Source organism: Erwinia sp. AnSW2-5 (assembly GCF_045107195.1).
GTDB lineage: Bacteria > Pseudomonadota > Gammaproteobacteria > Enterobacterales > Enterobacteriaceae > Erwinia.
The window spans coordinates 1-11,986 of record NZ_JBJGXA010000052.1; the positions used below are offsets into that span (position 1 = coordinate 1).

General features: G+C 57.0%; 8 protein-coding genes. 6 read left to right on the forward strand and 2 right to left on the reverse strand.

What is annotated here, in order from left to right:
• Both ACFL9S_RS23180 and ACFL9S_RS23185 read right to left on the reverse strand, forming a co-directional pair.
• A partial coding sequence (locus tag ACFL9S_RS23180; protein WP_405264222.1) for a hemagglutinin repeat-containing protein occupies positions 1-5,723 on the reverse strand: 5,723 nt, incomplete at its 3' end.
• A 50-nt stretch (positions 5,724-5,773) separates the two neighbouring features.
• Positions 5,774-7,378 carry a ShlB/FhaC/HecB family hemolysin secretion/activation protein gene (locus tag ACFL9S_RS23185; protein ID WP_405264223.1) on the reverse strand — a complete coding sequence of 535 codons (1,605 nt, stop codon included), beginning with the start codon at positions 7,376-7,378 and terminating at the stop codon, positions 5,774-5,776.
• A 296-nt stretch (positions 7,379-7,674) separates the two neighbouring features.
• On the opposite strand from ACFL9S_RS23185, the gene ACFL9S_RS23190 reads away from it, so the two are divergent.
• The 6 genes from ACFL9S_RS23190 to ACFL9S_RS23215 all read left to right on the forward strand — a co-directional run bounded on the left by ACFL9S_RS23190 (position 7,675) and on the right by ACFL9S_RS23215 (position 11,865).
• Positions 7,675-8,712: a ParB/Srx family N-terminal domain-containing protein gene (locus ACFL9S_RS23190; RefSeq protein ID WP_405264224.1), complete on the forward strand. Its 1,038-nt coding sequence runs from the start codon at positions 7,675-7,677 to the stop codon at positions 8,710-8,712.
• A gap of 354 nt (positions 8,713-9,066) precedes the next feature.
• Positions 9,067-9,438 carry a SymE family type I addiction module toxin gene (locus tag ACFL9S_RS23195; protein WP_405264225.1) on the forward strand — a complete coding sequence of 124 codons (372 nt, stop codon included), beginning with the start codon at positions 9,067-9,069 and terminating at the stop codon, positions 9,436-9,438.
• A gap of 1 nt (position 9,439) precedes the next feature.
• Entirely contained in the window at positions 9,440-9,928 is a 489-nt protein-coding gene (locus ACFL9S_RS23200) for a type II toxin-antitoxin system HicB family antitoxin (RefSeq protein WP_405264226.1), read from the forward strand.
• Positions 9,929-10,175: 247 nt separating this feature from the next.
• Positions 10,176-10,658: an Hcp family type VI secretion system effector gene (locus tag ACFL9S_RS23205; RefSeq protein ID WP_405264227.1), complete on the forward strand. Its 483-nt coding sequence runs from the start codon at positions 10,176-10,178 to the stop codon at positions 10,656-10,658.
• Between the two features lie 185 nt (positions 10,659-10,843).
• Positions 10,844-11,434, forward strand: coding sequence for an N-acetylmuramoyl-L-alanine amidase (locus ACFL9S_RS23210; protein WP_405264228.1), 591 nt, complete (start codon positions 10,844-10,846; stop codon positions 11,432-11,434).
• Positions 11,428-11,865 (forward strand): hypothetical protein, encoded by a 438-nt coding sequence (locus tag ACFL9S_RS23215; protein WP_405264229.1) that lies wholly within the window; start codon positions 11,428-11,430, stop codon positions 11,863-11,865. The genes ACFL9S_RS23210 and ACFL9S_RS23215 overlap by 7 nt, the downstream gene beginning before the upstream one ends.
• Positions 11,866-11,986 lie beyond the last annotated feature (121 nt).

Sequence of the window (11,986 nt, forward strand, 5' to 3'; positions counted from 1 at the left end):
GTGCTGATTTCACCAATCAGCTGCGCCTGCTGAATGCGCTTCTGCTCTTTCTCTTTGTCGAATATCTGGCTGATGCTGCCGTTGGCGTTCTCCGCGTCGCGGCTGAGGTTCGCCACGTCCTGAGTTTGTTTATCCTGGTCGCGGATGACCAGGGTGCCGTCGCTGACGGCGGCTTTCGCGGTGCCGCTGTCGTGGCCGTCTTTGTTGACGCCCGCCAGCAGGGTGTTGGCCATGTTGCCGATGGCCTGGCCGCCGATGCTGCCCCCGGTGCTCAGGCCGATACTCTGGTGTTCGACCTTATAGTCGGCCCGGTTGTGGATATCGCTGAAGCCGAGGGTGCCGGTGTCGAGCCTGTTGCTGTCTGCGGTGGCGGTGGAGCCGATAACCGCGCCGTTAAGCTGTGTGTGTTCACCGACGGTGACGTCAAAGCCGCCTTTGCCCGCGAAGATGCCGGTCTGCTCAACCACGCTGTCGTAGTTGCTGTGCATTTTGTCACGGCTGAGGTTGACGCTGGCGGAGCCGGTCATGGAGCCGAAGGTAAAGCTGCCGCCGACGCTGGCGTTCTGCTGCTTCGAGTCGTAAAGGTCGCTGTCCTGCTCGCTGGTCATCGTCAGGTTGCGGGCGACGTCTGCTTTGACCGTCTCGCCGCTGACCTGCGCGCCCGTCAGGGTGGTGTCGCGGCCGCTGACCAGGTTCACCGCCTGCCCGGCGTTAACCAGGGTCTCCGTATGGGTGGTGCCGTTGCCGCTTTCGTGGCCTTTGCCCTGATTGAGGCTGGCGGAGACGCTGAGGCCGAACCCGCCGGAGCCAGCGCCGAGACCGACCCCGACGCTGCCGCCGCTGCTCTTGTTACTGCCGGTCAGCAGGGAGGTGTTCTGCGCGGAGAGCAGACTGATATCGCGGCTGGCCGTCAGGTCGACGTTTTTCCCGGCCTGCACGGTGGTGCCCTGGAGGAGGATATCGCCGTCGGTGCCGCTGCCGTTAGCGGTGATTTTCACGTTATCCCCGGCGGTCAGGCTGCCGCCGCGGGCGGTGACCTGCTCGCTGTGCCGGGTGGAGGTCGACGACTGAGCACCGTAAGAGAGGCTGATACCGACCGTATTGTCTGATGCGCCCGGCGTGCCGGACTGGGCGCTGGCCAGGCTCGCGGCCTGAGCGGCCTGCACACCGGAGAGTGCCGCTTTGGTCTGCTGCAGGGCGGCGATGCGGCTGTCTTCGGTTTCCTGCGCCTGGTTGGCGGTCTCGACGGCGGTATTGAGCGCGCTGCCGACGGCACCGGAGAGGGCGAGGGTAAAGCCGCTCTGTTTCTGCTCAACCCTGTGAGTCTGCGCGCTGCTGTCGCTGGCGGCGGTGATCGAGACGTTTTTGCCCGCCAGGCTCATATCCTTCGCGGCAATCAGCTCGGCGCTGCGGGCGGAGAGGTCGTTGCCTGCTTCAAGGCTGAGGCTGCCCGCGCTGCTGCCGACGGTGCTGATGGCGTGGCTGGTGCTCCCGCCGTCGTCGGTGGTTTTGACGCTCTGACGACCGATGGAGAAGCCGATACCGCCGGTCCCCATCAGGCCGGATTTGCTCTCTTTGATAAGATGGTTTTCCTGACGTTGCTCTTCGGCGGTGTCGAGGGTCAGGTTATTGCCCGCCGCCAGGCGGACGTCGTTTTCGCCCGCCACGTTGCTGCCGCGTACCGTCAGATTGTTACCTGCCAGCAGGGTCACGCTGTCGCCTGTAAAGTTGCTGGCCGTTGCCCGGGTGGCATCGATCTCATCGTGGGTCTCCAGCGAGCGGCCGGAGAGGAAGCCTTTGCTGGTCTGCCTGCTGTGTTCGGTCAGATGATACGCGGACTCCCCGGCCAGGATATTCATCTCGTTCCCGGCCACCGCGCTCAGGGCGTCGGCAGCATTGACCGAGGCCGCAAGGGCGTTCAGGTCATTGTCTGCCGACAGCTGCACGCTGCCGTTACCGGAAATCTGGCTGCCGACGTCGCTGCGCTGGGTGAGGTCACGATAATTATCGCCGCCCCAGTCGCCGCGTTCGCTGTGGGTGGTGGCGATCGTGCCGAGGTTAATATTGTGCCCGGCGGTCAGCACGGTGGTGCTCTCTTTGCCGTTATTGCCCACCAGCGTGGCGTTAAGGTTGATGTCGTTCACGCCCTGCAGGACCAGTTTGCCGCTGTCATTCTGGACGTAAATCCCGGCGGTGCGATCCAGGCTGCGGTTGCTGTCATCGCCGCTCAGGGTGCTGGTACTGTTCAGGTTGCGTCCGGCAGTGACCTGCAGGGCGTCGTCCGCCAGCAGTGTGCCGCCGATGTTGTTGAAATCGGTGAGGGTGGCGATATCGATAGTGCCGCCGCGGATCAGTCCGCTGTTAGTGACGTTGTTCGCCGCGATGGCGGCAATCTCGCGCCCGGCGAGGGTGCCGCTGTTGTTGAGGTCGCCTGCGGTCTGCAATGCCACGCGGTTGCCCGCCATCAGGGAGCCGTTGCCATCCACGTCGCCCTCTTTCACCCGCACATACACCTGCGGAACCAGCACGCGCTGGCTGCTGCCGTCCGGGAGCTGAACGGTCTGCTCCACCATCCACACCATATCTGATGTCAGCAGGGCCATCTGTTCCGCGCTGAGCGCCACGCCCGCGGTAAGGCGGTGCTCACGGGTAAAGGCGACACCGGCATCCATCAGGGCTTTGTACTGGGCATTATCATCGTCGAAGCCGCTGAGATAGCGCTGGCCGGTCAGGCTGGTGACCTGGTTGCGGATCAGCTGCTGTTCATAGAAGCCGTCGCCGAGGCGTTTAAGGATCGTATCCCCGTTCGGTGACAGGGCATTCTGCATATAGTCGGAGCCAAGCCAGGTACGCTCATGGGTAAAGCGCGGATCGGTCTCCACCAGGTAGTGGCTGCTCGTGGAGGCGTGAACCGTATACAGGCTGCCGGAGGGAACGCGGGTGTCCCCGACGCCGGTGCGCACCACCTCGCCGTTGCTGTTCTTTGCGCTTTCCCAGATCTGGCCTGCGGGCAGCGCCACCGGGCGACCGCTGCCGCCCTGGGCCGGGTTATTGTCTTCCCATGCCATCGTACTGAGGGAGATAGCCTGGGTCACCGGAGAGGGACGGTAGCTGTTGGACTCTTTCCCCTGCGAGGTTTTGGTACCGCCCAGTTTCTTTTTCTTTTTCTTCGCATACCAGCGGGTCTGGCTGCCGATGTCGGTGATGATTTTCACCCCACTGGTGGCATCATTATTGAGCAGGCTAATCACCCCACCCAGCACTTTCGCGGCGATGACCTGGCTGTCCAGGTTATTCATCTGGTCGCTGTTAATGGTGAGGTTGCCGCCGGAGAGAATTTTCCCCGGATCGCTCTCAATCACACGCGTTTCCTGGACGGTGCGGGTGTAGTTGTATTCGTAGAATTTATCGCTGCTGCTGCCGTCCGGCATTTTCGCCGTGTGAACGCCGTACTTATTTTTCTTACTGGTATTAACCTGGCTCCAGTCGTAGCGCTGAGTTTTGCCGCTCAGCACGGCTTCATGGTGCTGGCTGGTCCCTGTCACCACCACGTCCGTCACCAGACGGTTGTTCAGGTTATGGATAGTCGCCATATCAAGGCGCATATCGCCGCCCGACTCGAGGGTCGCCCCGCGATTGGTCAACACCCCGCCGCGCCCGGTGGCGTTCAGGTTTGTGTCCAGGCTACCGCCAATGCCCATCGCACCCGCGCTGTAGATCAGGCCGTGGCCGGTGTTGTTCAGCGTCCCGGCAGCGATATCCAGCCGATCGCGGGCGGCCAGGGTCGCGGCCACGCCGTTTTCTGCCCCGTTGTCCAGGGTGTTCGCCTTAATCGCGACATGGTCGCCGTAAATACGCCCGGAGCCGAGGTTGGTGAGGGTGCCGGTGTCAATATGGGTCAGGGTGCCGTCGATCAGGCCCCGGTTGACCAGGGCATCGCCCAGTGAGAGATGGGATTCACCGCCTCCCAGCTCCGCGTCCCGGGCATTAGTGGCGCTGGCGGCCTGCAGCGTCAGCTTTTTACCTGCCAGCAGTTTGCCCTGGTTGTCCACGGTACCGCCGCTGGTCAGCGTCAGGTTGCCATTCGCCAGCAGCAGGCTCTGGTTGGTCAGGCCCTGTTGCAGGCTGAGGGTCAGATCGCCTTCGGAGAGGATTTTTCCATCGCCGCTGACCGTATCCGCCGTGATGTCCATCCGCTGCCCGGCGACAAGGTTGCCCTCGCGGTTAGTGATGCTGCGGGCGTTGAGGTCCACTTCTTTGCCACTCAGGGTGCCGCCGTCGTTCAGCAGGCGGCCAGTGCTGCGGGCCTCAAGCTTGCCGGTGGCGTCCACGCTGGCCAGGCTGAGATCCAGATCGCCATCACCGGCGTCCAGGACGGTATTGCCTGTTGCCGTCCGGCTGCCGCTGGCATCAATCCCCTGAGCGTTGGCGGTCAGGGTGCCGCCGGCAATATTTTGTCCCTGCAGGGTCAGGCGACCGTGGCTGGAAAGGGTGACGTTGCCGTGTTTGCCTGCCCGCCCATCTTTATCGATACCGGCGGCAAGGGTGCTTTGTGCGGTCGCGGTGATGCGGCTTCCACGCAGGGTCAGATTATCGGCGGTGGCGAGGGTGCCGCTGTGTTCGATTTCGCCCCGGCTGTTCACCTCCACGCTCCCGCCGGAGTAGAGTTTTCCGCTATTTCTGACGCTGCCTGCGGTAAGCCTCATATCGCCCGCGCTGTTCAGGTTGCCGCTGTTGTCAATCTGCCCATCGGCGGTGACCACCACCATTCCGGCCTGGGCTCCGATATTCCCGGCGTTACGCACGCCGACGCCCGCTTCGCTTCCGGTAAGGCGGATTTTTCCCGCATACATCCCGCCAAGGCTGGCGACATCCACGGCAAGCTTAGGACGCGTCGCCGCATCGCCGGTTTTGGCCACGATCTTTTCATGGGCGGCATCAACGGTGCTGGCCCCGGCGGTGACCTTCAGGTCATTGGCCCAGAGTCCGGCGTTCACTTTCACCGAACGGGCGATAATGTCGGTGTAATCCTGGCGGGAGGTATCCATTCCTTTGCCCTGAATAACGATATCGCCCTTACTGACGTCGTAGCCGGTCAGGTTGCCGTTGTTCAGTTGCGCCTGGCCGGTGGTCAGGGTGGCGCGGTTGGCGTTGATAAAGCCGCAGCCGTCGCAGGTGATGCCCGACGGATTGGCGATCACCACCTGGGCCTTTTTGCCCGCCACTTCGATATAGCCGTTAAGCTGGCTCGGATTGCGCGAGTTCACTTCGTTAAGGATGATTTTGGCTTCACCGCGCGCCAGCCACGGGTTGCTGTCCACCATGCCGCCGATCTGGGTTGAGGCATGGGTGCGGCTGTTGTTGAGGATGACGCCTTTGCTGTTCACGTCGAACTGGCTGTAAACGTTGCGGGAGACCCCGCCCTGGCTCGGTGTCTGGATATTGACCTGAGTTGTCCCATTCGCGCTGCTGATAATGGTCGGCTGCTGCGAACGCGGCGCGCTCTTATCGGCCACGACATTGGCCGTTGCCGGTTGCACGGCGCCCAGCGCCAGCAGCAGGCCGAAGGCGAGGGCATTCAGGCGAGTAATGCACTGACGCTGCACGCCTGCGGCGCCGGACGCCGGGCAGGCTACCGCACGACAGCTTCGGGTGATTTCTGCCACCACGACCAACATACCGCGTGCTTTATTGAACACGATACGATACAGATTTTTATTCATCCTTAAATCCCACTTATCAATGGAAACCCGTTATTCCGTGAGGTGACGACTCAGTAACTCCAGTTCAGGCTAAAGCCCAGGGTGTAAGGGCTGGTTTTAAAGCCGTCAGGTCTCGAGAAGGGCACGCCCGCGAAGACGTCATACCCGGTATTCAAAATAGTGCCGCGCAGGCCGGTAACCCCGCCGGCCAGATGTTGACCAATCAGCATGCCTGCGCTGCTGCTGCCGCCGACTTCGCCGTAATCCGCGCCCAGATAGAACTCCTGTTGCGGCAACGGCGTGCGCCACGCGAGGTCGTTACGCACGAACCAGCCACGGCTGGCGCTCAGGTTGCGTTCGCCATCGAAGCCGCGCACCGTCCAGCGTCCGCCGATGGAGAATTCATCCTGCGGCGTCAGGGACATTGAACTCATCTGGCGCAGATACTGCACGTTGTAGCGGAATGACTCGCCGACGATCTCAAAGGGAATATCCAGACCGGCGCTGAGGGTGACGATTTTGCTCATCGCTGTGGCAGCGCCGCTGTACTCCTCCGGTGCCGGGATCGCCCCAAACCAGCGGGTGCCGCGCTGATAGCTGATGCCCGCATCCAGCGTGCTTTGCCCGATATAGTGACGATGGGACAGCCCCAGCCGCCAGGCGGCGGTCTTGCGATGCTGCACATCGAGCTCGGTATCGGCGATGTAGTTGCGCGATTCACTGGTCAGCACGTCCCCGCTGACGGACGTCTTCTGCGTGCCGCTGCGGTGCAGTACCCGGCTGAGCTGGACGTCCAGGTTTTTGCGTTTGCCGCTGTAGAGATAGTCCTGATTCAGGCCCGCCACCGTCTGGTGATAGTCATAATCACTGGCCGTGGCGCTGGCCATCCAGTAGCCAATAGGCACCGAATAGTGGGCGGTGATGTTTTTACTGCCTTTATCGTCGCCGGTTTTGAGGCTGCGGGTGCCGGAAAGATAAAAGAGATCGCTCAGGGAGAAGGGGTTATCCAGCGACAGTGTCGCGCCACCCTGATAACGCCCGGTGGCAACGGAACCTGAGTCATTCAGCGAGGCCCCCAGGCGCCACATCTTGCGCTGTTGCCACTGCACCACGATATCGCTCTCGCCCGGCAGCTCGCCGGGTGCCACTTCCATATTGGCCTCCACCGTCGGCAGACGCTGCAGGTTTTCCAGCCCCTGTTCGATATCACGCAGGTCGAGCAGGTTGCCGGCATGAGCCGGGAAAGCGGTCCAGAGGGTCAGCCAGCGATCGCTGTCGGGGCTGCGTTTCACCTCGTGGACGTAGCCGGGCATGATCACCAGCGACAAGGTGCCACGGGTCAGATCCTGATTCGGGGCTAATACACGGGAAGTGACATAGCCGTGGTCAATCAGGCGGTTTTGCAGGGTGCTCATCAGCTGATTAATGCCCTTCCCACCGAGGCAGTGGCCTTCACCCTGACGGGCGAGACGCTGCAGCGGCAACCAGTGCGGCAGGGCTTCCTGACCGCTCAGTTTTACCCGGTCTATCTGAAAACAGGGTGTTTCCGGCTCAAAGTGAATGCGGCCAAAAGAGGAGGAAGGCGGCGAAAGGCGCACGTCCGGAGTGGGCGGTGTCAGGGTTTCTTCCAGCGCTCTTTGTCGCTGCTGCTGAGACTGAAGCGTCCGGTCGATCATGTTCTTTTCAGCCGCAGGATGCTCAGATGGAGGGACCGGGGCGGCAGACGCGGGAGAAGAGGCCATCAGCGCGATAAGCGTGAAAGCTGAAAAAATGAACGGTGTTGTGCCGCGGATCGTCCCTGTCGGTGTGTTGTGTATCATCCCTGTAACGTCTCTTGATTTTGTGTCGATGCTTAAAAAACAAACATTACGAATAGTAGATCAATTGTTAAGAGGTGTAAATGTAAGTGTGAGTGTAATATCTTCCCCGCACTCCCCTAAAATTTCCCCCTCTCTGGCGCAAGGAGCATCGGATGTCACAGTATTGGTGGCAGGACCTGCACGACCGCAACACCGTCTGGCTGGGGCTGGAATTACACAACCCGCCGCCCACCACGCCGCCCATCCTGGCAATGCACAGCGGTCATCATGGTCGTATGGCGCTGTCACTGCGCGGCACTCCGCTATTCTGGGCTTCGATGCTAAAAGACCATTCCGGTCTGTGGCTGGTGTTTAACACGGAGCATCCTGACCCACATACGTTATTACCGCCCATCACCTCGCAGGCGCTGGAGTCGATTCGTCGTGCCGGGCCGGAGGCGTGGATTGGCGAATGGTGCCGCTATTTTGCCCGCCATCTTCTGACGCCAGACATTCCGCTGTTATCCGCAGGCCGCTGGCTGTTGCGCCCGATGTTACCCACCGCACCTGTCGCACCTTATTCCCTTAAGCAGCAGCATCCGGTAGAGAGCTGGCGTTTTTATGCGCCCGCCCGCAGCGGAAATATCGGGTTTAGCTGGTCGTTGTTTGGTGAAGATATCCCGAACCTGATGGCCCCGGCCCGTGTATCGCAGGTTGACTGGTGGTGGAGCGGAAACCCGCTGCTGGCGCGTTATGCCATCCAGCCCGACACCGGGCGGTTGAAATGGTGGCGTAAAAAGAGCCGGGAAGGGGCGCTGCCGCCGGTGCTGGTGCGCTACGTTGCCGGGCTGGGTTCGTTTGTCATTCTTGATGGTCATTACCGCTTGCAGGCGGCTATTGCAGAGGGCATCCCGCCGCAGTTCCTGGTCCTCAGTGAGCTGGCGGAAAGAACCTTCCCGGCGAACCCGGTGCATCAGGAGAAGATCACGCGTGCGCTGGCTGCCCAGCAGCAAAAGAACCCGGCAGTGAATATTGATGGCGTGAATCAGACGCTGATTAATCTGTATGACAGCCACGATCTCTATGCTCCCGCGTACAGTCGCGCCGTGCTGGGTAATGGCGAAGGCTGGGCGCGCGAGGTCACGGCGTATCTGCGCAGGCATAATGAAGACGCGGTGCTGGATAGCATGCTGAAGCGGATAGCGAACTGAATAAAGGTTCCGTTGTTCGGCCAAACCAGACAACGGCCAGTGAATGGCGTTGAGAAAAAACGCAACGTGTAAGCCTTACTTACAGGTTCGAATTTATGCGGCGTTAATGAAATCGATAATAGAGGGATGCTGCCAGTTTTATTATATTTTCTTCTGGGTTTTTAATTTCCCCGTTCTGGAATCCTCCTCGCATTTTATTTCCCCTGTTACAGCGATTTATCATTCGTTTTTGGTTATTTTAGTGGCAGGCATTAGTGTGTTTTTATACAGGACGATTTTATTGATGAATCGCGGTGATAACGGGCGGCAACCCGCTATCACCGCTGACCACAACAACTAGTAAGGATAGTTATCATGGCTAAATACGATTGTAAGTCAGGACCCGTTATATCCAAAATTCAGCGAATGCTGAAAGTGGGCTACGTCAGCATCCGCCATGCGCAAGCGAAAACCGGGTTAACGCATCATTATTCCCGCAGCCCGTCGCTGAATCTGAAAGGCCTGTGGCTGGAGGAGTGTGGTTTTGCCACCGATACGCCCGTGACGGTGCGGGTGATGCCGGGCTGCCTGGTGATCACCGCGCAACCCATCCCTCCGCCCGCATCTCCTGCTCGTGAACTGCTGGCACGCAGTGAATTGTTGCCAGAGGATGCATTGCGGGAGCTGCGCACCGTGATGGAGGCGCTGCTGATCCGCGAAGGATTGGGGAAGGTGGGTGTGTCATAAGGTGAAGCGTCATTCGCCGCTGTACGAAAAATCAGGATTGAGCGGCTTGCTGGTGCATGCCACTTTTAAGAGAGGCAAAGTGATGAAATATCCGGTCTATTTACATCAGGCAGAAAGCGGCAGCTACTCCGGTTTTGTCCCTGATTTATCAGGATGTTACTTTGCAGGTGAAACCATTGATGACGCGATTGTTGATGCTCATGCGGCCATTGATACCTATCTGGATTATCGTAGCGAACAGGGAAAAGATGTACCTGTAGCCCAGACGATAAACGATCATAAAGATGATGAAGACTGCCAGGGCGGTATCTGGGGTTTTGTTGATATCGATACCTCCAGATATGAAGGGAAAGCGATTAAGTTAAATATGACATTGCCGCAGAATTTATTAGTAAGAATAGATAGTTACGTCAGCATGCATGGTGATTTTTCCAGTCGCAGTGGGTTCTTTGCTGAATTAGCGAGAAGAGAGTTATTAAAGCACTCTTAATACTATTCCATGCCATCTCTTTATCAGCCCACGACCGTGGGCTGTTTATCAACAGTCATGCGAATCACAGAATAGTGACCTTCTCCGCAATAAATAAGGGATCATTTTTTTACTATTTATAACCGCATTCAATTGGCCGTACCTTTCCCTGTCTGTAAATAGTAAATTTATTAATCATTCAACTAATAGGTTCAGGTTAAATAAATAGCCATCAGTTTTATAATTTCGCTCAAAACAAGGATGATGTATGGCTCAGGATATTTTCATTAAATTTAACGGTATTGAGGGTGAATCACAGGATTTTTCACATAAAGGTGAAATTGAGGTTATACGCTGGAAATGGGCTGTCAGTCAGCCTGCCAATATGCATTCAGGGAGCGGTGGTGGTGCGGGAAAATCCACCGTAGGCGATCTGCACTTCGATCATCGTCTCGATAAAGCCAGCCCTAATTTTCTTCAGTACTGCCTTAGCGGCAAACACATACCGGAAGTCGTACTGACCGTTCGCAAGGCGGGTGGTTCTCCGCTGGAGTATCTGCGGGTGACCTTAGAGGAGGTCATCATTACCCGGGTTGAGCCTTTCGGTTATGACACCATGCGCAGCCCACGAGAAAAGGTTGGATTATCGTTCTCCCGGGTGAAAATGGATTATGTTGTGCAAAATGCGGAGGGAGGAATGGCAGGCACGGTTTCCATGGGATATGACATTAAAGCCAACGCAACTATCTGATTTTAAGTCTATTCCAGTAGGCGTCATTGTCGCGGTCAGTTTGGACACGGACAGCGCGGAAAAACCGGAGCGTACACGTAGTACGTGAGGATTTTGAGCACTGCCCAGGTTCAAAATGGCAAGTAAAATAGCCTAATTGGATAGGCTTCTAAGGAAGGAGATAATTATGCTTTACATCGACGAAGGTGATTATTGATGCGGAACGCATTATCCTGAAAATATTCAATAATATAGAGCGCGGAAAGATGGACGCTGTTAATGGCATTGTTGTGCATCAGACTAACGCGCCGACAGCCAGCAGTACCTTTCACAGTTATCAAACCAAAGGCGCTACCGGTGCTCACTTCCTGATTGACAGAGATGGCACCATCTATCAGACCGCTTCGCTATTCCAGAGCACCTGGCATGTGGGACGATTACAATCCCGCTGTTATCTGACCAAGAAATGCGAACCGACGGATTTTCAAAAAGTGGCTGAACTGGAAAAGTCATGGAGAAATTCTGACAAAGTGTACCAGATAGAAAAAGTGAAAAACTACCCGGATCGATTCCCGAGCAATGTGGATAGTATTGGGATAGAAATTGTGGGAGAAGCAAAGAAAGTCGATGGAAGCCCACATCCTGTTTATGAGCCAGTCAATGATAAACAAAATGATTCTCTAAAATGGTTAATAAATGAATTAACAACCACTCTAAAAGTACCGATGAATGAAATACATCGCCACCCTGATATCGGAAGAAAAAACGAAACAGAGGCCAGTACAGCAAAATGGTAAAATTTAAAAAAACATGTATAGCCACCTTATCCTTATTCTTGATTATTTCAGTCAGTGCTCAGGCTAGAGTAGTCAGTGAACTTGTGGTTAAAGAAATAGGATTACATACTGAAGGTCGTAAGGATAAAACTGAAGAAATAGCCTGCAAAGTATTCAGGCCAACCAAAGAACAGCTAATTCGTTATTTTAATCTCGCCAAAGAGTCAAAGGAAAGCGGGAATATTCTTCATGAGTATTATTCTCCTTGTCTGGCTACCGGGCTGATCAAATTCGAAGATGGTGATTCCGGGAGTTGGATTCTGCAATCCAGTGGTTTTGGCTATGTGACGTTCAGTAATAAAGAAACAACCTATTTTTTCCATAATCAAGACAACCAATGGACCGACCCTTATGCCTGCACCTATGGTTTAGGTGATGACCCAATATGCTAAATAAACCACTGCACCGGACCTGATGCCAGATGATCAGCCATACATCTTTGTGACGCGGACCTGGTCCGTGGTGCGCACCTTCAGCACGGGCCGATCGAAAAAGATGATCGCCCCCTACACC

What these genes read in the sequence shown, in the direction of transcription:
- ACFL9S_RS23205 (WP_405264227.1), top strand. Translation starts at nt 10,176, where the DNA reads ATGGCTCAGGATATTTTCATTAAATTTAACGGTATTGAGGGTGAATCA.
- ACFL9S_RS23215 (WP_405264229.1), top strand. Translation starts at nt 11,428, where the DNA reads ATGGTAAAATTTAAAAAAACATGTATAGCCACCTTATCCTTATTCTTG.
- ACFL9S_RS23190 (WP_405264224.1), top strand. Translation starts at nt 7,675, where the DNA reads ATGTCACAGTATTGGTGGCAGGACCTGCACGACCGCAACACCGTCTGG.
- ACFL9S_RS23195 (WP_405264225.1), top strand. Translation starts at nt 9,067, where the DNA reads ATGGCTAAATACGATTGTAAGTCAGGACCCGTTATATCCAAAATTCAG.
- ACFL9S_RS23185 (WP_405264223.1), bottom strand. Translation starts at nt 7,378, where the DNA reads ATGATCGACCGGACGCTTCAGTCTCAGCAGCAGCGACAAAGAGCGCTG.